This is a genomic window from Actinomadura graeca, assembly GCF_019175365.1.
Taxonomy (GTDB): Bacteria; Actinomycetota; Actinomycetes; order Streptosporangiales; family Streptosporangiaceae; genus Spirillospora; species Spirillospora graeca.
Genome location: NZ_CP059572.1, coordinates 5,824,219 through 5,847,080 on the forward strand (window position 1 = coordinate 5,824,219; position 22,862 = coordinate 5,847,080).

Below are 22,862 nucleotides of genomic sequence, written 5' to 3' on the forward strand. Positions count from 1 at the left end.
TGAAGCCCGTCCGGCATGGCGCCCCGTCCTCCTCTGGAGGGCGGGGCGTTTCATGTGAGGCGGACGGGAAGGTGTTTGAGGCCGTTCTGGAAGTTCGACGCCAGGCGGACGGGCGGGCCGGTGCGTTCTATGTCGTGGGGGAGGAGTTCGCGGAAGACGGCGCGCATCTGGGTGCGGGCCAGGTGGGCGCCCAGGCAGAAGTGGGGGCCGAACCCGAAGCTGACGTGGTCGTTGGGGGTGCGGGTGATGTCGAAGCGGTCGGGGTCGGGGAAGACCGTTTCGTCGCGGTTGGCGGACGCGTGGTACACGACGACCTTCTGGCCCGCGCGGATCGTCCGTCCGGAGAGTTCGAGGTCGGTGGTGGCGGTCCGGCGGAAATCCATTACCGGGGGCCAGAAGCGGAGCATCTCCTCGACCGCGGACGGGAGGAGGGACGGTTCGGCACGGAGCCGGGCCAGTTCGGACGGGTGGTCGAGGAGGGTGTGCAGGCCGCCGGGGATGCCGTTGCGGAGGGTCTCGTTCCCGGCCACGGCGAAGAGGAAGAACATGTTCTCGAACTCGTCGCCGGTGAGGCCGCCTTCGAGCATGCGGGACATGATGTCGCCGGAGGGGGTCTTCTTCTTGGTGGCGGCGAGGGCGTGGGCGTAGGCGAACATGTCCGCCAGCGCGGCGCGGGAGCGGGGGTTGACCGGACGGCCGTCGGGGTGGACGGCCGATGTCGGTTTGTGCGTCATCGCCTCGCGGGCCATCGGGCTCAGGGGCGTGGCCGTGGAGAGGTCCGCGTACTCGTCGTCCTGGTAGCCGATGACGCGGGACGCCCAGTCGTACAGCAGGCGGCGGTCGCCGTCGGGGACGCCCATGATGTGGGCGAGCGTCCAGACGGGGAGGTCGGCGGCGAGTTCGACGAAGTCGGCCGGCTCGCCGAGGGCGGCCGCGATCAGGGTGCGGGCCCGGCTCTCGATGGCCTCTTCCAGGGCGCGGACGGCGCGGGGGGTGAAGGCGGAGGCGACGATGCGGCGGAGCCGCGAGTGGGACGGCGGGTCCTGGTTGAGCATCATCGCGCGGACGAAGGCGAGGTCCTCGGGGGTGTCGGGGTCGCGGATCTGGGTGGCGCCGAGGTGGGAGGAGAACAGGCCGGGGGAGCGCAGGACGTGCTTGACGTCGGCGTGGGAGAAGACCGCCCAGTAGCCCGTGCCTGGGGGCCAGGGGCCGACGGCGGGTTCGGGAACCCATGCGACGGGTGATTCGGCGCGCAGTCTCCGGAACGCGTCGTAGGGGACCCCGGTGGCGTAGGTGGCGGGCAGGAAGATCTCCTCGTGCATGTGACCAGCGTGCATCATGGCCGTGTGACGTTGAAGGCGGCGGACGGCCAGAAGATCCTGCGCGAGAACTTCGCGCCCTGGGTGCTCGAATTGGGGCTCGTGGTGGAGGAGGTGGGGGACGGGTCGGCGGTGCTCCGGTTGCCGTGGTCCGACCGTCTTGCCCGGGAGGGTGGCGGTCTGTCCGGCCAGGCGATGATGGCGGCGGCCGACACCGCGGTCGTGGTGGCGGTCGCCGGGGCGCGCGGCGGGTTCGTGCCGATGACCACGGTGCAGCTCAGCACGTCCTTCCAGCGGCCCGTGGTGGGAAGGGACGTCCTCGTGGCGGTGACAATCGGCAAGCTGGGACGGACACTGGCGTTCGCGGACGTGACGCTGACCGTGGACGGGGATCCGGCGGTGGTGGCCCGCGCGAGCGCCGTCTACGCGATCATGGGGTGATGCGTATCGAGAGAGTGCGTGTGGCGGACGGGGAGTTCGCCCTCCATGTGTGGGCGCCGCGGAAGCGGGGCCCGGGGATCCTGCTGGTGCAGGAGATCTTCGGGGTCGGCGACTACATGGAGGCGGTGGCGGAGGATCTCGTCGCGCTGGGATACGTCGTGGCGGCGCCCGACATGTTCTGGCGGATCGAGCCGGGATGGGCCGTCGCGCACGATGAGCAGGCCCTGCCCAAGGCGATGTCGATGGTGTCGCAGTTCGACTGGGAGAAGGGCCCGGAGGACCTTGAGGCGGCGCTTGCCTCCCTACGCGGCCTCCCGGAGGTGGACGGACGCGCCGGGGTGCTCGGGTTCTGCTTCGGCGGGACGCTCGCGTACCAGCTGGCGGCGCGGGCCGAGGTGGACGCCGCAGTGTCGTTCTACGGTTCGGGGGTTCCGGGTGCGCTCGGGATGCTCGAAAGTGTCCGGGCACCGTTGCAGCTCCACTTTGGTGGGTCCGACCCTTACATCTCGCGTGAGGATGTCGCGGCGGTGGAGCAGGCGGTCGAAGGGAGGGAGAACGTCGAAATCCACGTCCAGGAGGACGGCGGACATGCGTTCCACAACCGCAAGGCCCCGATGTTCTACCAGCCCGGACCGGCGGACCGGGCTTGGAGGCTCACGGAGGACTTCCTGGCCCGGACCCTTCCTCCTGGCACATGACCCTCGTCATGTAGCGGACTCCAAGGCGAGCCGGGACAGTTGCCTACGGGACGAGACGCCGAGCTTCGGGTACGCCTTGTAGAGGTGGTATTCGACCGTCCGCGGGCTGAGGAAGAGCTGCGCGGCGATCTCGCGGCTGCTGGTTCCGGCGGCGGCGAGCCGGACGACCTGGAGTTCCTGCGGGGTGAGACGGTCGAGGAGGTCCGGCGCGGTGGGGACGGACACCGTCGGGGTGCCGGTGCCCGGCTCGCCGGTCGCTCGGAGTTCGGCGCGCGCGCGGTCGAGCCAGGGGACGGCCCGGAGCTGCTCGAAGATGTCCGCTGCGGAACGGAGCGGGATGCGGGCGTCCGAGCGGCGGCGGTTGCGGCGCAGCCATTCGCCGTAGAGGAGCTCGGTGCGGGCCCGTTCGAACGGTCGCGTTGACCGCTCATGCAGGTGGACCGCGCGCGTGTAGGGCTCCTCGGTGTCGTCCAGAAGAGCTTCGCAGCGTGAGGCCACGGCGAGCGCCCACGGCTGCTTTCCCGCCTCGGCCCATGCGCGGAACTGGTCGAGAACAGGACGCGCCTGGGCGGGACGTCCGGAACGGACCGCCGCCTCGATCCGGTCTGCGGCGGACAGCATCACCTCGGCGCTGTACCGGCGCGGACCCTGCGCGATGTCGTCCAGGCGGCGCAGCGCGTCGTCGTAACGGCCGAGGCCCAGGTCGAGCAGGGCGAGCGCGTTGGCGGCGAGTCCGCAGTGCGGGGGCGGCGCCTTCTCGATCAGCTCGTGGAGGCGCGTCTCGTCCCCCTCGATCGCGGGGATCCGCGCCAGCACGGCGCCGAGCCGTCCCTCGCGGCGGGACAGGCCGGTGTCGCGGGCGAGCGCGATGGCCTCGGCCACGATGGACTCGGCGTCGGCGTGCAGGCCCGCGGCGATCCGCGTCTGCGCCTGCGTCTGCAGGACGGTCGGCAGCGCGCCGATCAGGCCGTGCCGCCGGCAGTGCGCCGCGTCGGCGGCGGCGAGCGCCGACGCGGCCTCGTCGTCGCCGATGATCAGCGCGAGCCAGGCGGCCCGGACGTGCCCGGCGGGGTCCGGCGCGTCGCGGCGGGACGCGATCTCTCCCGCGACGCAGTCGTCCTCGTCATGGCCCCCGGTGGTCTCCGATGTGCCCAGGCCGGCGCGTGCCTCGCCGACCAGCGCGGACAGGAGCGGCAGGCCGCGTTCGTAGTCGCCGCCGGCCAGGTGGGCGAGGCCCTGGACCGTCCGGTCGCCGGGGAGCAGCCCGGCCGCGCGCAGGACGGCGGAGGACTCGCCGGACGTCCAGGCGTAGGTGGCGCCGGCCCGCAGCATGGCGGCCCGGTCGTCCGGCGCGGCGTGGGCGGCGTGCTCGACCATGAGGCGCGCGGCGGCCCGCGGGTCGCCGCGTTCGTACTCGACCGCGGCGCGGACGCGGCCCAGGCGCGCGTGCTCCACCGGGTCGCCGGTGAGCTTCGCGGCGCTGGCGGCCAGCTCCTCCGCTTCTGCGGGCTGCCCGGCCTGGAGGATCGTCTCTGCCGCCGCACCGAGGCGGGCTGCGCGCGCGCCTGCGGCTGGGGTCAGTTCCGCCGCCTGGCGGAAGAGCGCTGCGGCGGTCGCGTAGCCGGTGAGGTCCCGCGCGCGCTCTGCCGCGGCCTCTAGGTCGGCGGCGACGTCCTCGTCCGGTGCCATGGCGGCTGACGCGCGGTGCCGCGCGCGGCAGTTCAGATCGTCCGACGAATCGGCCAGGGCCTGGTGGACGGCGACGCGCTGCGCCGTGACAGCCCCCTGGTAGGAGGCGGCCCGGATCAACGGATGCCGGAAGGCGATCCTCCGGCCCGTCACTTCCACCAGGCGTGCTCGCTCCGCCGCCTCTAGGTCGGACAGGCCCACGCCCAGCGCGCGCGCCGCGCCCAGCAGGCTCGGCATGTAACCGCGTCCCTCGGCCGCGGCTATCAGGAGCATCAGCCGGGCCTCGTCCGGGAGGCCGCCGATCTGGTTCCGGAACGACGCGACGACCTGGTCGGTGACCGGGAGCGGACGCGAGCCGTCCGGCATCGAGAGCCCGGCCGCGCCGAACTCCAGCAGGGCGAGCGGGTTGCCCTTCGACTCCCGGACGACCCGGTCGCGGACGGCGGGCGGCACGCGCCGCGCGGCGGCCAGGCTTGCGGCGGCATCGCGGTCCAGCCGGTCGAGGCGCAGTTCGGGCAGGCCCGTGCCGGTGAACGCCTCGTCCCGCGCGGCGAACAGCATCACCACGCCCTCGGCCGCCAGCCGCCGCGCCGCGAACAGCAGCGCCTCGGCGGTCGCGGTGTCCAGCCACTGGGCGTCGTCGGCGAGGCACAGCACGGGCCGTCCCGGGGGGTGCGGGGGGTCGCCCTCCCACACGAGACCGGGACGGTCGTCGTCGGCGAGGTCGGCGAGCAGCGTCAGCACGGCGAGCCCGGTGGTGAAGCGGTCCCGCGGTCCCGCGCCGGTGGCGCCGGGATCGGCGAGCACCGACCGCAGCGCCGCGGCCTGCGCGTCCGGGAGGGCGCCGAGGCGGTCGCGGACGGGCCACAGGAGCTGGTTGAGCCCGGCGAACGCGATGCCCGACTCCGCCTCGATCCCGACCGCGCGCAGGACGCGCGGCACGCCGTCCGCGGCACTCTCCAGCAGCGCGGACTTGCCGATGCCGGCCTCGCCGCGCAGCACGAGGGCGCCGCTGCGCCCGCCGTCGCGCGCCTCCGCGAGCAGCGAGGAGATCCGCGCCTGTTCGGTTTCACGCCCGTAGAGCACGTCTCCAAACTACGGGGCCGACTACCGAAACTTTACGGATTCGCTGCGGGGCCGGCTCTCCGTACCTTCATGGCCGATGCGCACGCCATGAGGAGGACGTCATGAAGGAACTGTTCGAGCCGCTGCCGGTCGGGAAGCTGGAGTTGCCCAACCGCCTGGTGATGGCGCCGATGACCCGCAGCCGGGCGTTCGAGGACGGCGAGGTGACCGGGCTGACCGCCGAGTACTACGCGCAGCGCGCCACGGCCGGGTTGATCATCTCGGAGGGCACGCAGCCGAGCGTCCGGGGACAGGGCTACGTCTGGACGCCCGGCCTGCACTCCGGCGGGCAGGTGGAGGCGTGGCGGGCGGTCACCGGCGCCGTGCACGCCGCGGGCGGGCGGATCTTCGCCCAGCTGATGCACACGGGCCGCGTGGGCCACCCGGTGCTGTACCCGGACGGCGCGCCGCCGCTGGGCCCGTCCGCTATCGCCAGCGGCGAGCAGCTGTTCACGCCGGAGGGGATGCTCGACCACCCCGAGCCCCGCGAGATGACCACGGACGACATCGCCCAGGCCGTCCGGGAGTTCGCGGACGCCGCCCGCAACGCCATGGACGCCGGGTTCGACGGAGTGGAACTGCACGGCGCGAACGGCTACCTGATCCACCAGTTCCTCGGGGACGGGAGCAACACGCGGACGGACGGCTATGGCGGGACCGTCCAGAACCGCATCAGGTTCGCCGTGGAGGTCACGCAGGCCGTCGCCGAAGCGATCGGACCAGAGCACGTGGGCCTCCGAGTGTCCCCGGGTAACAACGCCAACGGCGTCACCGAGAGCGACACACCCGCGTTGTACACGGCGCTGGTCGCGGCCTTGGCGCCGCTAGGAATTGCTTACCTCCACGTCATGGAGACGGGTCTCCGGGACCTGACCCGCACGCTCCGTGCCGCCTGGCCGGGAACGCTGATCCTCAACCCGCACCCGACGCCGGACACCGACCAGGCCACTCCCGAACACGGCGCCGAGGCGCTGCGCGAGGGCCTGGCCGACGCGGTCTCGTTCGCGCGCCTGTGGCTCGCCAACCCCGATCTCCCGGAGCGGATCCGGGCCGGAGGCCCGTACAACGAGGCCGACCCGGCGAGCTTCTACGGCGGCGACCACCGCGGCTACACCGACTATCCGGCGCTCACCGCCTGAGCAAGGCGAGGCCCCGTACCGGACGTCCGGCACGGGGCCCTCGCGTGATCTATGCCCGGCTCAGTAGCCGGGGCGGACAGCGCCGCTGAAGTGGCGCTTGTAGTAACCCGCCAGCTTGACCTTCTTGACCCGCTTGCCCGAGCTGGGCGCGTGGATCATGTAGCCCTTCCCGACGTAGATGCCCATGTGGGTCTTGCCGCCATAGAAGAAGAGCAGGTCGCCCTTGACCGCGCCCTTCCACGAGACCTTGTACTTGACCGCACGGTAGATCTGCTGTGTCGTGCGGGGAAGTTTCACCCCGGCCTTGCGCCACGCCGTGCCGGCCAGTCCCGAGCAGTCCCACGAGCCGGGCCCGTTGCCGCCGTAGCGGTACGGGTCGCCGATCTGCTTGTAGGCGAACTTGACGGCGATGGCGGCGCGCTTCTTCTGACGCGCCTTCCTGGACGCGGAGATCTTGGTGGCGGCCAGGTTCGTGGCCGTCACCGCCTGGGCCGGGGCCGTGGCCCGCGCCGGGGTCGCCTGGGCGGGCGCCGCCACCAGCAGCGACACGCCGAGCGCGGTCGCGGTGGTGAGGACGGTGCCGCCGGCGAGCGACGTGCGGGCGATACGGGTCTTCAGGGGGTTTCTGGGGGTATGCAGGATGACTCCAGATTTCGCGGATGGTGCCTGCCGGGCAGCCCTCACCGCAGGCGGGACTACCGCTCTGGCGTTTCGGGATGCAGCGGCCGCCGTTCTCCGGGGCGTCGCGGGGGGACGCCGCGGACACGGCCGCGTCTCGGCTCCGTGCCTCATGGCTGCACGGATTCGGCGATCGACGGCGGTTCTTCGGCGGTGGCGCCGTCCGGGGGACGGCGTGCCGGGCCCGCACCGGGGACCCGTGCCGTCCGGAAGGGACGATCCCGGACCTGAGAGGGGCGAAGTCCGAGACGCACCGCAACCGCGCGTCGGATTGCGTGTTCTGTTATCTGGGGCGGCGTGGTGTGCCGCACGAACCGGGCAGGAACGTAGCCAGGGTCCGGCTCGGCTGGCAAATGTGAAGCCGATTCTCAGGTGCCATGAGTTCCTGACGCGCAGTGACGATCACGGTGCTGCCTGCGCCGATGATGACCGAATTCGAGTAATTGTGAAGTGGGTCACAGTTCCTTGGAGAGGTGAAATCGGTGCCGTCTCTCCGGACGCACGGTGAGTGATTCTGTGCGTCCCGTGATGGCCATTCTTGGAACTGCGTGCCCAGATCACGGGCTCGGCGGGCTGGATCGAACGCGGTTCGGACCCGGTTTTGAAGGTCCCTGGAAGTGCTCTGGAGGTGTCCTGGAGGAGACGCGAGGCATACCAGGAAAATGGATCTTGGACTGCTGCCCGGACCTCGCGACGTTATGTGGGCGTGATATGCGACACAGAAGCCGCCCGACGCCATAACCGCCCGGACAGGGCTTGGCTCCATGTCGGTGAGGCGCCTATCACGACCGTGTCTCCGCTTCTCGCCCGCGGTGGATTCCTCGTGGTCGGGAGGCCGCCGGATTGCCGGATCCGGTCATAGGCGGGCCATCGCGGCCCGTCCGTCGCACACTTCTTGAGGGACGACCTGTCCGCTCTTGAGGGACGACCTGTCCGCCGTTTTCGGGCCGCAAGGGGCGCGGCCCGATGAACACACCCGACCACCGGAACCACCCGCAGGGCGCCGGCCGGGCGCGCTCCGGGCGAACCGCGAAGGCCCGGCGCCCGAGCCCGCGACAGGCGCACGCCGGCGGCGGACCCGCCGCCCGCGAACGCCCGGAAGCGGCTCGCGACATGGGAGAACGTGCTCGATGTCCGAAATGGCAGAACTCTCCCACCTTTGACCCCTGGAACGAATATCGTTTTCATGCGACGCTGTTCCCTGTCCCAGACCCGGTGAGAGGGGAGAACGATCATGTCCCTGACTGTCGACGATCGCCTGCTCGAGAAGGCCCGCCAGGGCGAGGTGGACGACGCGTCCTTCGTGGCGTGCGTCCGTGACTCGCTGCCGTACGCGTGGGAGGTCATCAGCGGTGTCATCGCCCGGATGCGCGACGGTGACACCGGCTTCGCCGACAACCAGACCCCGCCGCCCGACGAGCAGGCCCGCGGGCAGTTGCTCCGCGTCCTCGCGAGCGACTCGATGCGCGGGGCACTGGAGCGCCACTTCGGTGTGCGCCTGGCGTTCCAGAACTGTCACCGCGTCGCGGCCTTCGACTTCGCCGTCGAGGGCAACGCCGAGCGGCACGAGCGCTTCATCTCGCCCCGCGCCCAGCTCCTGAACCAGTCCCCGGAACTGGTCGACTGCTGACCCGTCCCCGGTCCCATCCCCGACCTGGACCCATCTCCAACCCGTCCCCGACCTGAACCGTCCCCGACCTGAACCGTCCCCGTGCCGAACCCCGTCACGGACCCGACCCGTCCCTGACGGGGGTCATCCCGACCCCCGCCTCCGCCCGGTGCCGGACGTCCGGCGGCACCGGGCGGAGGCGGGGCCATGGCCGAGACGCCGCGAACGCGGAATGAGCCCGGGATCCCCGGGTACCGCCACGGCGTGCGGCTAGAACCGGGAGATCGCGTGGGGGATGTGCAAACGGGACCGCAGGCTGGAAACGGCGTGCGCACGGGTCCGGACGGGCTGCTGGCGAGCCTGAAACGGGCCGCGGCGGCGTTGCAGGACGCGGGCATCGAGTTCGCGCTCGTGGGCGGGTTCGCCGCCTACGCGCGCGGCGCGGCCGTGTCCACGCACGACGTGGACTTCGCGCTGCGGGAGCGTGATGTCCCCGCGGCGCTGGACGCGCTCGGCGCGGTGGGCATGCGGCACGCGGAGTGCCCCGAGAACTGGCTCGCGAAGGCCTACGACGGGGACCACCTGATCGACCTCATCCACACGCCGTCCGGGCGGCCGGTGGACGACGACCTGCTCGGGCGCGCGGAGGAGATGACCGTCGGGGCGGTGTTCATGCCCGTCCTGCCCGCCACCGACCTGGTGGTCATGCGGCTGCTGGCGTTCACCGAGACCGCCTGCGACTTCAGCGGGTTCCTGCACGTGAGCCGCGCTCTGCGGGAGCAGGTGGACTGGCCGCGCGTCGCGTCCGAGACCGCGGAGTCCCCGTACGCCTACGCGTTCCTGACCCTGCTGACCAGGCTCGGCGTCATCGAAGGGGGCGTCCTGTGACCGACATGCCCGAATACCTGTCCGCCCACATCCAGGAGAGGCTGGCGGCGCAGGCGCACGAACTCGGCATCCGCGTCGACGTCCGCGGGGACGTGGTGCACCTGCGCGGCGAGGTGGTGAGCGAGGAGCGGCGGCGGGAGGTCGAGGAGGCCGCCCGCGCCGCCGCCGAGGGCCACCGGATCTGCAACGAGGTGTCGGTGGTGCCGGTGGGCGAGCCGGACGGCGAGGAGCGGCTCTCATGATCCGCGTCGCGGCGGCGGGCGACCTGCACGTGGGCCCGGAGGTGGCCGGCGCCTACCGGGCGCGGCTGCACGGGCTGGCCGACCAGGCGGACGTGTTCCTCGTCGCAGGCGATCTGACCAGGCACGGGACGGTCGAGGAGGGCCGGGTCGCGGCGGGTGAGCTGCGCGACTTGGGCGTGCCGGTGATCACGGTGCTCGGCAACCACGACTACCACTCCGACGCCGAGGAGGAGATCGCGGACGTGCTGCGCGACGCGGGCGTCACCGTCCTGGAGAACGAGGGGACGGTCCTGGACTGCGGCGGGACGCGGCTCGGCGTCGCGGGCGGCAAGGGCTTCGGCGGCGGGTTCCAGGGGAAGTGCGCCAGCGACTTCGGCGAGCCGGAGATGAAGGCGTTCGTCCGGCACGCCAAGGACGTCGCGGCGCGGTTCGGCGGCGCGCTGCTGGGGCTGGACGCCGACGTCCGCGTCAGCCTGACCCACTATGCGCCCGTGGACGACACCCTGGAGGGCGAGCCGCCGGAGATCTATCCGTTCCTCGGCAGCTACCTGCTGGGCGAGGCGATCGACGCGGCGGGCGTGGAGCTGGCGATCCACGGGCACGCGCACAAGGGCACGGAGAAGGGCCTCACGCAGGGCGGCGTCCGCGTCCGGAACGTGGCGCTCCCGGTGATCCAGCACGCCTACGCCCTCTACACGCTCGACCCGCACCCCGCCCCGGCCCGCTGATCCGCAGCGGCCGCCTGATCCCGGGCGCCGGCGTGCTCACCGGCCGTCGGCGTCGCGGAGGAGGTCGAGGACGGCCTGCTCGGCCGGGCCCTGGGTGGCCAGCTCGCCCTCCCCGGTCTCCTTGCCGAGGGCCGTGAGCGCGGGGGCGATCGTGCGGCCCTCCTCGTACAGCTCGATGATCCGCGGGTCGATGTAGGACGCGCGGGCCACGGCCGGGGTGTTGCCCAGGTACGCGGCGACCTCCTTGACGACCCGGACGATGGCCCGCTTCCGCGCGGTCTCCGCCTTCCCCGCGCGCACGGACACCGCCAGGCCCACGGCTGCGAGGACGGTGGCGTGCCAGGTCCGGAAGTCCTTGGCGCTGAAGTCGCCGTCCGTGACCTCACGGATGAACTCGTTGATGTCGGACGTGGTGACGTCGTGCCAGCCGGACCGCGTCCGGTAGGCGAGCAGCTCGGGACCCTCGTCGCGGCGGCGCTTGAGGCCGGAGACGACCTTGCAGACGCCCTCCTCGGCGACCGCCTGATAGCGCTCCTTCGACCCTTTCGCCGGGTACTCGAACGCCACCTCGCCGCGCCGGCACGTGACGTGCTCGCGCAGGACGGTGGCCAGCCCGTACGTGCCGTTGTCCGCCGCGTACGCCTCGCCGCCGATGCGGAAGAAGCCGAGGTCGATCAGCCGGACGGCGGCGGCCAGCACGCGCTCGCGTCCGTACCCGCGGCCCTCCAGATAACGGGAGAGGGTCGCGCGGACGGCCGGCAGCCGCTCGGCGAGCTCCAGCACGTGCTCGTGCTTCTCCCGGTCGCGCTGCTCGCGCCAGGCGTCGTGGTACAGGTACTGGCGGCGTCCCGCCGCGTCGGTCCCCATCGCCTGGATGTGCCCGTCGGCGTCCGGGCAGATCCACACGTCCCGCCACGCGGGCGGGATGACGAGGGCCCTGATCCGCTCCTTCTCGGCCGGGTCGTCCAGGGGACGGCCGTCCAGCCCCAGGTAGACGAAGCCGCGGCCGTGGCGGCGGCGGCCGAGGCCGGGCTCGGCAGGGTCACTGCGCCGCAGGGTCATCCCGGGTGGATCTCGCCTCCGGCGGGCACCAGCGTCTGGCCGGTGTAGTAGGACGAGAGCCGGTTCGCGGCGAAGAAGACATAGGACGGCGCGATCTCGTCGGGTTCGGCGGCGCGTCCCATCGGCGCCTGCTTGCCGAAGTCCTCGACCCGCTCCGCGTCGAAGGTGGCGGGGATCAGCGGCGTCCAGACCGGGCCGGGCGCGACGCAGTTGACGCGGATGCCGCGTTCCATGAGGTTCTGGGCGAGCGAGGTGGTGAGGGCCATCGCCGCGGCCTTGCTCGCGGAGTAGTCGATCAGGGTCTTGTTGCCGCGCAGCCCGTTGATGGAGCCGGTGATGATCACGGACGCGCCGGATCCCAGATGGCCGAGGGCCTCCTGGACCGTCCAGAACAGCGAGTACACGTTGACCTCGAACGTCCGGCGGAGCTGGGGACCGTCGATCTCGCGGACGTCCTGCACCGGCTTCTGCGTGCCGTGGTGCAGGACGAGCACGTCCAGGCCGCCGAGGTCGCGGACGGCGTGCCGGACGATCTCGCGGCTGTGGCGCTCCTCGGCCAGGTCGCCGCCGAAGGTGACGCACCGGCGGCCCTCGGCCTCGACGAGTCCTGCGGTGTGCCGGGCGTCGTCGTCCTCCTCCAGATAGGTGATCGCGACGTCGGCGCCCTCCTTGGCGAACGCGACCGCGGTCGCGCGGCCGATCCCGGAGTCACCGCCGGTGATCAGCGCCCGCCTGCCGTCCAGCAGGCCGCTGCCGGTGTAGCCGCGCATCTCGTCGTGCGGCTCGGGTGCCATGTCCGAGGTGCGTCCCGGGTAGGACTGGCTTTGTGCTGGAGGTTCCACCATGTCCGGCGGGTGCCCGGCTGCTCGCGGGACAAACATCCCCGTATCGTGACCGGCGGGTAACATCGTGCCTCCGTGATCGCCGGGGTGTGCGCGGAGCGCGCGATGGAGACTGAGTACCATCATCCCGAACCACATTCGGTCCCTCACGTAAGGTGCTGCTTATGGACCTGAACGGAGTTTCCGCCGTCGTATCCGGCGGCGCGAGCGGTCTCGGAGAGGCCACCGTCCGAGCGCTGGCCGCCCACGGCGCCACGGTGGTCGTCGCCGACCTGAACGAGGACAGGGGCAAGGCCCTCGCCGACGAGGTCGGCGGCATCTTCGTCAAGACCGACGTGTCGGACGAGGCGCAGGTGGGCGAGGCCGTCCGGACCGCCGCCGCCTCCGGCGCCCCGCTGCGCGTCATCGTCAACAGCGCCGGCATCGGCTGGGCGACCCGCACCGTCAACCGCGACGGCACCCCGCACGACCTGGCCTCCTACGAGACCGTCATCCGGGTCAACCTGATCGGCACCTTCAACCTGATGCGCATCGGCGCGGCGGAGATCGCCAAGACCGAGCCCGTCGACGAGGACGGCGCGCGCGGCGTGGTGATCAACACCGCGTCCATCGCCGGCATCGAGGGACAGACCGGGCAGATCGCCTACTCCGCCTCCAAGGGCGGCATCATCGGCATGACGCTGCCCGCCGCCCGCGACCTCGCCGCGATCGGCGTCCGGGTCAACACCATCTGCCCCGGAATCATCGACACCCCCATCTACGGTGAGGGCGAGGCCGCCGAGGCGTTCAAGGCCAAGCTCGCCGCACCCGTCCCGTTCCCGAAGCGGATGGGCAAGGCGTCGGAGTTCGCGCACCTCGTCACGGCCCTCATCGAGAACGACTACATGAACGGCGAGACCATCCGCTTTGACGGCGGTATCCGCTTCCAGCCGAAGTGAGGCACGAATGAGCGACGATGTTCTCACCGAGGAGGACGGCGCCGTCCTCGTCATCACGATCAACCGCCCGAAGTCCCGCAACGCCATCAACGGCGCGGTCGCCCAGGGGATCGCGGCCGCGCTGGACGAGCTGGACGCCCGCAGGGACCTCTCGATCGGCGTCCTCACCGGCGCGGGCGGCACGTTCTGCGCGGGCATGGACCTCAAGGGCTTCCTGACCGGCGACAACCCCGTCGTCGACGGCCGCGGGTTCGCGGGGATCGTGGAGCGACCGTCCGAGAAGCCGCTGATCGCCGCGGTGGAGGGCTACGCCCTGGCGGGCGGCTGCGAGGTCGCGCTGTCCTGCGACATGGTCGTCGCCTCGCGGGACGCGCAGTTCGGGCTGCCCGAGCCGACGCGCGGCCTCGTCGCCGCGGGCGGCGGCCTGCTCCGGCTGCCGCGGCGCATCCCGTTCCACATCGCGATGGAGATCGCCCTCACCGGTGACAGATATCCGGCGGAGCGGATGGCCGAGCTCGGGTTCGTCAACCGGCTGACCGACGCGGGCGGTGCCCTCGCCGCCGCGAAGGAGCTGGCCCTCCGGGTCGCCGAGAACGCCCCGCTGGCGCTCGCCGCCACCAAGAAGATCATCGTCGAGTCCGCCGACTGGACGCCCGAGGAGGCGTGGCGGAGGCAGGGCGAGATCACCCTGCCCGTCTTCACCTCCAAGGACGCCCAGGAGGGCTCGGCCGCCTTCGCCGAGAAGCGCAAGCCGAACTGGACGGGCGAATAGCCGGCCCCTGCACCAGGACGCCCGGGACCCACGCGGGTCCCGGGCGTCCTCGCGTCTGCGGGCCGTGTCCGCCGGAACGGAGCCCGCCGTCCGCCACGTCCGGGCAGGCGTGTTCCCGCTTGACGGGTTCTTGCGGCTGTTGCCGCGAGGGTGGTCCGGACATGGGGGAGATATGGGCAGGACGCGTGCTTGGGCCGCGGGGGCGCGGGGATGGGCCGCCTAGTGACCGCCGCGGTGCCGGCTCGTCCGGCCAGCGGTGGTCCTTTCCATGTCAGGCGAGAACGGGGGAACGGAAAGTGACGCTGGTCGAAGAAAGGCAGACCAAATCCACCGGCCGGGCGAAGCCGGCCCGGCAGTCCAAAGGAACGCGGCAGGCCAAGGCCACACGGCAGGCCAGGGGGAGCGGGCAGGCCGGGACCGCCAAGCGGGCCCAGGCGGACAAGGGCCTTCCGGACGTCGAGTACTCCAAGACCATCGATGAGTTCATCAAGAAGATCCAGACCTGGTACAAGGACGATCACGAAGGCTTCCGGACGCTGTTCGACGCGGCGATCAAACACGTCGTCCCGCCTCCCAAGGGAACTCCGGCGAACGTCTACTACAACTGGGAGAATCGCAAGATCAAGGACCTGTGCGACTTCTTCAAGGCGTGGTACAAGTGGCAGCCCGACGTCAACAGCGGGCTGGACTACATCGAGAAGTTCAGCTGGATCAACTACGAGAACGACTACGGCATGGTCTTCGTGACCTGCGGCCCGGGGCTCAAGATGACCGCGGACTTCACGAACCTCCAGGGCCTGCAGATGGACGCGCCGGATTCGAAGAAGCTCGTCGAGAAGTGGGTCAAGCAGCTCGGGCCGAAGCGGATGAGCGACTACGAGCGCCCCGCGGGGGGTTGGAAGAACTTCAACCACTTCTTCATCAAGGAGCTCAAGCCGGGCAAGCGGCCGATCGACGCGAAGGACGACGATAGCGTGGTGGTCGCGCCGACCGACTGCGTCATCAACATGATCGTCGACGATCTGACCGAGACGACGCCGATCCCGGTCAAGACGGTGACGATGAACGTCAAGCAGCTCCTCGACGGCTCCAGGCACCACAAGAGGTTCGTCGGCGGCACCGCGGTCTCCTGCATCCTGATGCCGGACACCTACCACTGGTACCACGCCCCGGTAGGGGGCGAGGTGGTGGAGGCCCGCGACGACATCGGCGGCGTCTACTACGGGATGCGCAACTTCCCCGAACTGCTCAACAAGGGGAACGTCGGCTACGGGTACGACTACCAGATGTTCGGCAACTTCCGCCGGGGCTACGTCATCATCAAGACGAAGTACCTGGACAGGAACGGGAAGCCGACCGAGGACGGCTATGTGGGCCTGGTGCCCGTGGGCCTCAACTCGATCGCCTCCGTCACGTTCCTTCCCAAGTTCAAGATGCTCACCCCGTCGGTCCCGATCGAGAAGGGGGAGAAGATCGGGAACATCCAGTACGGCGGGTCGCTGAACATCCTTCTCTTCGAGAAGGACCGGTTCCCCGCCCTTCAGCTTCTCCAAGGGCAGCGCATCGGGATCCTGGAGCAGCCGGCGCGCACGGCCGGGCTGTTCACGGGGCCCTACCACACCTCGTCCCAGCACCTTCGCCCCGTGGCTCCCTGATCATGGCGGCCACCGGAAAGGCGCAGAACGCGCCCGCCGCCATCGTGGACTCGATCCCGGCGAACATCTTCAACACGCTCCGCATCGACCTCTACACCAAGGACACCAAGAAGGCCCGCTCCTACGCGGGCTACGCGCACGTCGACAGCAAGACCTCGAAGGGCAAGAAGAACCACCTGTTCTACTGGCTCTTCGAAAGCCAGACGTGCAGCCCGAACGTCGCGGTCCACGACCAGCAGGACGAGATCAGCAAGACACCCCTGCTGATCTGGCTGAACGGCGGACCCGGCGCGTCCTCGCTGGCGGGTCTCTTCCTGGAGCACGGGCCGCTGAGCATCGCCGCCGACGGCGCCGGGACGATCTCGGTGTCCCCGAACAGCTGGAACGAGGAGGCGCACGTCGTCTACTGGGACCAGCCCATCGGCAGCGGATACAGCTATTCCGACGCCGGGGAATACGTCAAGGACGAGGAAGCCCTCAGCGAGATGTTCTGGGAGGCCCTGCAGCAGTTCTACGGGGCGCACCCGGAATACGCGAAGTGCCCGCTGTACATCAGCGGTCAGAGCTATGCCGGGAAGTACGTGCCGGCGATCGCGCTCAAGATCCATCAGAAGAACGGGGAGAAGGCGGGACGGCGCATCGAGCTCAAGGGGATCGCGGTCGGCAACGGCTGGATCAAGCCCGAGCTGTCGCTGCGCGTCATGATCGACTTCTGCTACGCGACCGGCTTCCTCGGGATCAACCAGACGAAGCCCCTCAACGACTGCCTCACCAAGATCGAGGAGGCGATCAAGGCGGGCAAGATGAAGGAGGCGAGCAAACTCGGTGACGAGCTGGTCGCCAAGATCTTGAAGCTCGGGGGGAACTTCGACGTCTACGACGTGCGGCGCTGGGACGGTCTGCCGTTCGGGGCCATGCGCGCCTACCTCAACAACAAGGACGTCAAGAAGGCGCTGCACGTCCCCGCCGACGTCACCTGGCAGTTCGCCGACAACGAGGGCCCGGTGGCCGAGAACCTGGCCGAGGACATCATGGCGGACTGCTCCGAGCAGTACGCCGAACTCCTTGAGGAGGGTTACAAGACCCTGCTCTACACGGGGAACTTCGACACCGCCTGCGGGTATCTGGCCACGGAGGAAATGCTGGCGGATCTCGAGAAATGGAGCGACCCGCACGAGAATGAGGCGTGGCTCAACGCCCCGAGGCTCGTCTGGACGCAGGCGCAGGGAGACCCGAAGGGGTTCGTCCGCAGGCACAAGAACCTGACGCAGGTGGCCCTGCCCGACGCCGGGCACGTGGTCCCGGCGTACCAGCCGCGGATCGCCCGGGAGATGATCTACAACTGGGTCTTCGGCCGTCCTTTCGTCGGCTACGACCCGCAGCAGCAGCTCAAGCAGCCCAACGGCAACTCCGGCTCGCGGAAGGGGGAGGCCCGCCCGGTGAAGGCCGGCCCCTGGCGGCACGGCGCCGTCTGAGGCGCCCGCGGCCGAGTCGGCCGACGGCCCCGCCCGCCGCCACCGGGACATCGGCGGGCGGGCGCCGGCGGGGCGGGCCTCCGGTTTCGTGACGGTGCGAGTACCCGCAGTTTGTGACGAAGTCGGCGCACATGATTCGGGAATGGTCACACGATGACGCGTCGACGCAGGTCAGGGGTTTGTCCCCCAAGACGGTCTCCTTCATCGCGTATTTCGGATGATGACCTCCGGGCATTGTGAACGGTCCTGCCGGTGGTTATTGTCGAAGCGGCGTCCGATTCCTCCGGAAGGGAGCGAGTTATGGACGTCGGTGCGGCGCCGTCGGTAGCCCTGAAGGGGACGCCGCCCTCGTTGGTGGGGCGCTCCGCGCCGGTCGCGTCCGTGGAGACCTGTATCGCCGCGAACGGCAGTGCCATCCTGACGGGTCCGAGTGGCATCGGTAAGACCGCGCTGCTCGAAGCCGTCGGGACCGCGGCCGCCGCGCGCGGTGAGCTCGTGCTGCGGGTCGCCGGGACGGAGACCGAACGGTGGGTGCCCTGCTCGGGCCTCGCCGAGCTGCTCGACCAGCTTCCCGGAACACTCACCGCGCAGTTGCCGCGGGAGGAGCTGTCCGGCCTGCCCGCGCCGCATCCGGCGCCTTCCGGCGAGCGGCCGCCCGACCGGTCGCCCCTGGACCACGCCGCGTGCCGCCTGGCGTTCCGCGGGCTGCTCGCCCGGTGCGCCGAGGAACGCCCGGTGCTGCTGCTCATCGACGACGCGCACTGGCTGGACACCGAGTCGGTCCACGCCATCCGCTACGCGCTCCGGCGGCTCGCCGCCCGGGGCGTGCGCGCCGTCGTCGCCGGGGGGTGGCCGGACGGCCTCGCCGCGGGCGACGGGAACGGCGCGCCCTGGACGCCCGTCCCCGACGCCCTCCACCTTCCCGTCCCGCCCCTGGGGCCGGACGAGCTGGCGGAGATGTTCGACAGCTACGGGCTGCCCGTCCGCGTGGTGAACACCCTGCACTCCGACTCCGGCGGCAACCCCTACCTCGCGCTCGCGCTGGCCGGGGCGTTCACCGACCGCATCCCGAGGCACTGCCGGCCCGCGCCGGTGCCGCAGCGGGTGCACGCCGTGATCGTGGAGCGGCTGGCGCGGCTGCCGGAGCAGGCGCGCGAGACGCTGCTGATGGCGGCGCTGGCGATCCGCCCGACGGCCGACCTGCTGCGCCGCGCGGGACGCACCGAGGCCGCGCGGGAGATCGGGCAGGCCGCCGACCTGGGGCTGCTGATCACCGAGGGCGGCGGTGTGCGGTTCACACCGCCCGCCGTCGGCACCGTGCTCGCCGAGGCCGCCGGAGCCGAGCATCTGGCGCGCGCCCACCGGGCGCTGGCCACCGTGGTGCCGGACGCGGCGGGACGGGCCAGGCACCGCGCGCTCGCCGACTCGGGCCCGAACGCCGAGCTGGCGCACTCGCTGGTCACCGCGGCGGAGCAGGCCGTCCGGCAGGGCTCGCACCGGATGGCCGCCGAGCTGTACCTGCTCGCCGCGGACCGTTCCCCCGCCGAGCCCGCCGCCGAGCGGCTGGAGTGGCTGGTCGCCGCGGCCGAGACGGGCGCGAACGGCGGGCAGCCCGACCTGGTGCACCGCGCCGCCGAGGCCGTCCTCGCCTCGGACGCCACCCGCGCGCAGCGGGTGCGGGTCAGGCTCGCCGTCCTGGACCTGTCGGGCCAGGGCCTCGCCGAGATGGGCGAGGTGTTCGCCGCGGCCCTGGTGGACGCGGACGGCGACCCGGCGCTGCTCGGCCCGCTGCGGCTGCGGATGGCGCTCGGCGCGCTGCTGAACGGCGCGCCCGAGCGCGCGGAGCACGAGGCGAACGGCGCGCTCGCGCACGCGCGGGAGGCCGGCGACACGGCGGTGGAGGCCAAGGCCCTGACCGTCCGCGCGAACATCGCGCTGATCGAGGGACGCGACGACTACGGCACCGACCTCCGGCGTGCCCGGCGCCTGCCGGAACCTCCGCTGGACGGCCAGATCCACACCACGCCCCGGTACCTCGCCGCCTACTGCGCCATCTTCGAGGACCGGCTGACCGAGGCCCGCGAGGAGCTGTTGCGGCTGCTGGCGCTGGTGGAGCGCGGGTCCGGTGAGGAGGTCGTGCACGTCCTGCGGAACCTGTCGGAGGTGTCCGCCCGGACGGGCCGGTGCCGCGAGGCGCTCGACTTCGCGGACCGTGCCATGCGCATCACCGAGGAGGCCGCGCTCAGCCCCGGGCCCGCCTGGTACCACGGCGCGCTGGCGGAGCTGTCCGGCGGGAGCGTCCGCCGCGCCATCGCGCTCGCCGAGCGGGGGCTGCGGGCGTCCGAGCAGGAGAACGACCTCATCTTCCAGAGCCGCCTGCTGCACGTGCTGGGCATCGCGCGGATGCGCGGCGGCGACGTCCGCGCGGGCGTCGACACGCTGTGGCGCATCGAGGGCGTGGGGGAGGGGCATGGGCTGCGCTCCCCGATGGTCCTGCGGTGGCGCGGCGACCTCGCCCACGGCCTGGCGATGCTCGGCGACACCGGTCTCGCCGAGGAGGTGATCCGCGGGACCCGCGCCGCGGTCGGCGACCGCGTCCGCGGCGTCGGCGTCACCGGGCGGCTGGACCGTGCGGAGGCCGCCGTCCTCGCGGCGCGCGGCGAGCACGACGCGGCGGTGGCGCTCCTGCGGCAGGCGGCGATGCTGTTCGGACGGCTCGGCCAGCCCCTCGAGGTCGGGCACTGCCTCCTCGAACAGGCCCGGATCGAGCGGCGGCGCCGGCGCGGCGGGCCCGCCCGGAAGGCGGCGGCGGAGGCCCTGGAGATCTTCCTGCGCTGCGGCGCCCGCCCTTGGGTCGAGCACGCGCGGCACCGGCTCGCACGCCTGGACATGGGCCTGCAGGACGGTCCCGCGCCGCTCGGCGCCGCCGCCCACGCGACGCTGACGGAGGGCGAGCAGCGGATCGCCGTCCTCGTCGGGCAGGGCGCCACGAACCAGCAGGTGGCGAACCGGTTGTTCCTCAGCGTGAAGACCGTCGAGGCGTCCCTCACCCGCATCTACCGCAAGCTGGGCATCCGCTCTCGCGTGCAGCTCGGCTCGCTGCTGCACGGCGGCCTGGACGGACCGGGGGCCTCCCTGCCCTCCTGACCGCCGCGACCACGCCCGGCCGCTGTGCCGCAAGGGCCGGAAGGACCGCTCCCGCCGGTGTCCCAGAGTCGCTCCCGCCGGACATCCGCGCCCGGGGTCCCGATCACCCTGGGGCACCCTCGTCCACCCCTATGCGGTGTAGGGATTCCCCTTGCGGCGGAACCGGTGTCCCTACGGATGCGTCCGGCCGCGGGCCAACCGGTGACATGCGTGCGAACCACGTGCGATCGTTTCTCAGTCAACGACCCCTCCGACACTCCAGAGTTCCGGGGCGCCACCGCGCCGTTGGAGCGCTCCCCATCGGCCGTCCCCCCGAGGCGGCCGTCAGACAAGGAGTCCGCGTGAGATCCACCACCCCCGGACGCGTCAACCGGCGCGTCACCATGAGCACCGCGCTGGTCGCCGTCGCCGCCATGGCGGCGATCGGCATGCAGGCGGCACCGTCCTCCGCCGCCCCCGCCCAGGCGCCCAAGGGGAATCCCGGGCAGCTGCCCGCGCAGCTGAGCGCCAAGGAGTACAAGGCGCTCGTCGGCCAGGCCAAGGCGCAGGAGGACAAGACCGCTTCCGAGCTGCGACTCGGAGACAAGGTCGAGCTGAAGGTCAAGAGCGTCGTCAAGGACAGGGACGGGACCACCCACACCCGCTACCTGCAGTCCTATGACGGGCTGCCCGTCGTCGGCGGCGACATCATCGTCCACCGCGCCAAGTCCGGCGAGCTCCAGCGGGTGTCCCGGGCGGAGGTCCGCCCGCTCACGGTCGACACCGCGCCGAAGACGCTGGCGTCCACCAAGCCCGCGACGCCGAAGGGCGAGGGCAGCGTGGCCCCCCGCAAGATCGTCTGGATGGGACGCGACGGCTCGTCGGTCCTGGCCTGGGAGACGGTCGTCGGCGGGATGCAGAAGGACGGCACGCCGAACCGGCTGCACGTCGTCACCGACGCCGTCACCGGCAAGAAGATCACCCAGTGGCAGGGTGTCCACACCGGCACGGGCAAGAGCATGTACTCCGGCACCGTCCAGCTGGGCACCACCAACTCCGGCGGCAGCTACTCCCTTCGCGACGCCGGGCGCGGCGGCCACGACACCACGAACCTGAACCGCGCCCAGTCGGGCCGGGGCACCCTGTTCACCGACGCCGACGACACCTGGGGCGACGGCACGGCGAGCAACACCCAGACCGCCGGCGTCGACGCCGCCTACGGCGCCGCCGAGACCTGGGACTACTACAAGACCGTCCACGGCCGCTCGGGCATCCGCGGCGACGGTGTCGGTGCCTACTCGCGCGTCCACTACGGCAACAGCTACGTGAACGCGTTCTGGGAAGACAGCTGCTTCTGCATGACCTACGGCGACGGCTCCGGCAACAGCAAGCCGCTGACCGAGCTGGACGTGGCCGGTCACGAGATGACCCACGGCGTCACGTCCAACACGGCGGGCCTGATCTACGAGGGCGAGTCCGGCGGCCTGAACGAGGCCACCTCCGACATCTTCGGCACCGCGATGGAGTTCTGGTCCAACAACCCCTCCGACGTGGGCGACTACTTCATCGGCGAGAAGATCGACATCTTCGGCAACGGCCAGCCGCTGCGGTACATGGACAAGCCCAGCAAGGACGGCAACTCGCTGGACAACTGGTCGCCGAACGCCGGCGGCGTGGACGTCCACTACTCCTCGGGCATCGCCAACCACTTCTTCTACCTGCTGTCCGAGGGCAGCGGCTCGAAGGTCATCAACGGCACCACCTACAACTCGCCGACGGCCGACGGCAAGGCGGTCACGGGCATCGGCCGGGACAAGGCCGCGGCCATCTGGTACAAGGCCCTCACCTCCGAGTTCAGGGCGAACACCGACTACAAGGGCGCCAGGGACGGCACCTTGAAGGCCGCCGCCGCCCTCTACGGCCAGACCAGCCCCGAGTACACCGCGGTGGCGAACGCCTGGGCGGGCGTCAAGGTCGGCAGCCGCGCCCAGGACCCGGGCGACCCCGGCCCCGGTGACCCCGGTCCCGGCGACCCGGGCAACACCTCCTGGGCCGAGGGCAAGTCCTACAACATCGGTGACACCGTGGTCTACGACGGCGTGACCTACCGCTGCCTCCAGCCCCACACGTCCCAGCCGGGCTGGACGCCGCCGAACGTCCCGGCCCTCTGGGAAGCCGCCTGATCCACCGCCCGGCGCCGCGGCACCCCCACCGGGCCCCGCGGCCCTGAGACGCCTCGTCCACCGCCGCCCAAAGCCTGCCGCCTCCTCGGGGAGGCGGCCAGGATCGGGGTGGGCGGCGGTGGACGAGCGCGACGCCGAACCGGCGCGTCCCGTCCGGAGCTCCGAGGCTCTCCCCGGCCCTGCCGAGGACGGGACCGCCACCTTCCCCGCCCCACGCCACCGTGCCGGGAACCGGTCCCGCCAGGAGGCGCCG

18 protein-coding genes are annotated in these 22,862 nt (G+C 71.6%); 13 read left to right on the top strand and 5 right to left on the bottom strand.

Going from position 1 to position 22,862, the window contains the following annotated elements:
• Positions 1-50: 50 nt before the first annotated feature.
• The gene (locus AGRA3207_RS25780) at positions 51-1,322 is read right to left on the bottom strand and encodes a cytochrome P450 (RefSeq protein WP_231329587.1); all 1,272 of its coding nucleotides are present in this window, start codon (positions 1,320-1,322) and stop codon (positions 51-53) included.
• A gap of 24 nt (positions 1,323-1,346) precedes the next feature.
• Between AGRA3207_RS25780 and AGRA3207_RS25785 the strand changes: the two genes are divergently transcribed.
• On the top strand, positions 1,347-1,760 hold the full coding sequence (locus tag AGRA3207_RS25785) for a PaaI family thioesterase (protein WP_231329588.1): 414 nt from the start codon (positions 1,347-1,349) through the stop codon (positions 1,758-1,760).
• Entirely contained in the window at positions 1,760-2,458 is a 699-nt protein-coding gene (locus AGRA3207_RS25790) for a dienelactone hydrolase family protein (RefSeq protein ID WP_231329589.1), read from the top strand. Before AGRA3207_RS25785 ends, AGRA3207_RS25790 begins: the two co-directional genes overlap by 1 nt.
• A 6-nt stretch (positions 2,459-2,464) precedes the next feature.
• On the opposite strand, the gene AGRA3207_RS25795 is transcribed toward AGRA3207_RS25790, so the two are convergent.
• Positions 2,465-5,233, bottom strand: coding sequence for a helix-turn-helix transcriptional regulator (locus AGRA3207_RS25795; protein WP_231329590.1), 2,769 nt, complete (start codon positions 5,231-5,233; stop codon positions 2,465-2,467).
• Between the two features lie 101 nt (positions 5,234-5,334).
• Here AGRA3207_RS25795 and AGRA3207_RS25800 point away from each other — a divergent pair, with 101 nt between their 5' ends.
• Complete coding sequence (locus tag AGRA3207_RS25800) at positions 5,335-6,411, top strand: alkene reductase (protein ID WP_231329591.1); 1,077 nt, start codon at positions 5,335-5,337, stop codon at positions 6,409-6,411.
• A 60-nt stretch (positions 6,412-6,471) separates the two neighbouring features.
• On the opposite strand, the gene AGRA3207_RS25805 is transcribed toward AGRA3207_RS25800, so the two are convergent.
• Entirely contained in the window at positions 6,472-7,095 is a 624-nt protein-coding gene (locus tag AGRA3207_RS25805) for a C40 family peptidase (RefSeq protein ID WP_231329592.1), read from the bottom strand.
• Between the two features lie 1,228 nt (positions 7,096-8,323).
• Here AGRA3207_RS25805 and AGRA3207_RS25810 point away from each other — a divergent pair.
• The 4 genes from AGRA3207_RS25810 to AGRA3207_RS25825 all read left to right on the top strand — a co-directional run bounded on the left by AGRA3207_RS25810 (position 8,324) and on the right by AGRA3207_RS25825 (position 10,556).
• Positions 8,324-8,719, top strand: a complete 396-nt coding sequence (locus AGRA3207_RS25810; RefSeq protein WP_231329593.1) for an SCO5389 family protein — start codon at positions 8,324-8,326, stop codon at positions 8,717-8,719.
• Positions 8,720-9,025: 306 nt separating this feature from the next.
• The gene (locus AGRA3207_RS25815; protein WP_231329594.1) at positions 9,026-9,586 is read left to right on the top strand and encodes a nucleotidyltransferase; all 561 of its coding nucleotides are present in this window, start codon (positions 9,026-9,028) and stop codon (positions 9,584-9,586) included.
• 5 nt (positions 9,587-9,591) lie between these two features.
• Positions 9,592-9,828 (top strand): BON domain-containing protein, encoded by a 237-nt coding sequence (locus tag AGRA3207_RS25820; protein WP_231336391.1) that lies wholly within the window; start codon positions 9,592-9,594, stop codon positions 9,826-9,828.
• The gene (locus tag AGRA3207_RS25825; protein ID WP_231329595.1) at positions 9,825-10,556 is read left to right on the top strand and encodes a metallophosphoesterase family protein; all 732 of its coding nucleotides are present in this window, start codon (positions 9,825-9,827) and stop codon (positions 10,554-10,556) included. The genes AGRA3207_RS25820 and AGRA3207_RS25825 overlap by 4 nt, the downstream gene beginning before the upstream one ends.
• A gap of 36 nt (positions 10,557-10,592) precedes the next feature.
• Here AGRA3207_RS25825 and AGRA3207_RS25830 read toward each other — a convergent pair whose 3' ends face one another.
• Together AGRA3207_RS25830 and AGRA3207_RS25835 are read right to left on the bottom strand one after the other, a co-directional pair.
• The gene (locus tag AGRA3207_RS25830) at positions 10,593-11,618 is read right to left on the bottom strand and encodes a DNA topoisomerase IB (RefSeq protein WP_231329596.1); all 1,026 of its coding nucleotides are present in this window, start codon (positions 11,616-11,618) and stop codon (positions 10,593-10,595) included.
• The gene (locus AGRA3207_RS25835; protein ID WP_420830775.1) at positions 11,615-12,412 is read right to left on the bottom strand and encodes an SDR family oxidoreductase; all 798 of its coding nucleotides are present in this window, start codon (positions 12,410-12,412) and stop codon (positions 11,615-11,617) included. Before AGRA3207_RS25835 ends, AGRA3207_RS25830 begins: the two co-directional genes overlap by 4 nt.
• Positions 12,413-12,624: 212 nt before the next feature.
• On the opposite strand from AGRA3207_RS25835, the gene AGRA3207_RS25840 reads away from it, so the two are divergent.
• The 6 genes from AGRA3207_RS25840 to AGRA3207_RS25865 all read left to right on the top strand — a co-directional run bounded on the left by AGRA3207_RS25840 (position 12,625) and on the right by AGRA3207_RS25865 (position 22,609).
• Entirely contained in the window at positions 12,625-13,398 is a 774-nt protein-coding gene (locus AGRA3207_RS25840) for an SDR family oxidoreductase (RefSeq protein WP_231329598.1), read from the top strand.
• 7 nt (positions 13,399-13,405) lie between these two features.
• Entirely contained in the window at positions 13,406-14,170 is a 765-nt protein-coding gene (locus AGRA3207_RS25845; protein ID WP_231329599.1) for a crotonase/enoyl-CoA hydratase family protein, read from the top strand.
• Between the two features lie 296 nt (positions 14,171-14,466).
• On the top strand, positions 14,467-15,825 hold the full coding sequence (locus AGRA3207_RS25850) for a phosphatidylserine decarboxylase (protein ID WP_231329600.1): 1,359 nt from the start codon (positions 14,467-14,469) through the stop codon (positions 15,823-15,825).
• Between the two features lie 2 nt (positions 15,826-15,827).
• Positions 15,828-17,300 carry a S10 family serine carboxypeptidase-like protein gene (locus tag AGRA3207_RS25855; RefSeq protein WP_231329601.1) on the top strand — a complete coding sequence of 491 codons (1,473 nt, stop codon included), beginning with the start codon at positions 15,828-15,830 and terminating at the stop codon, positions 17,298-17,300.
• A 300-nt stretch (positions 17,301-17,600) separates the two neighbouring features.
• Positions 17,601-20,447: a helix-turn-helix transcriptional regulator gene (locus tag AGRA3207_RS25860; protein ID WP_231329602.1), complete on the top strand. Its 2,847-nt coding sequence runs from the start codon at positions 17,601-17,603 to the stop codon at positions 20,445-20,447.
• Between the two features lie 341 nt (positions 20,448-20,788).
• Positions 20,789-22,609: a M4 family metallopeptidase gene (locus tag AGRA3207_RS25865; protein WP_231329603.1), complete on the top strand. Its 1,821-nt coding sequence runs from the start codon at positions 20,789-20,791 to the stop codon at positions 22,607-22,609.
• Positions 22,610-22,862: the final 253 nt, after the last annotated feature.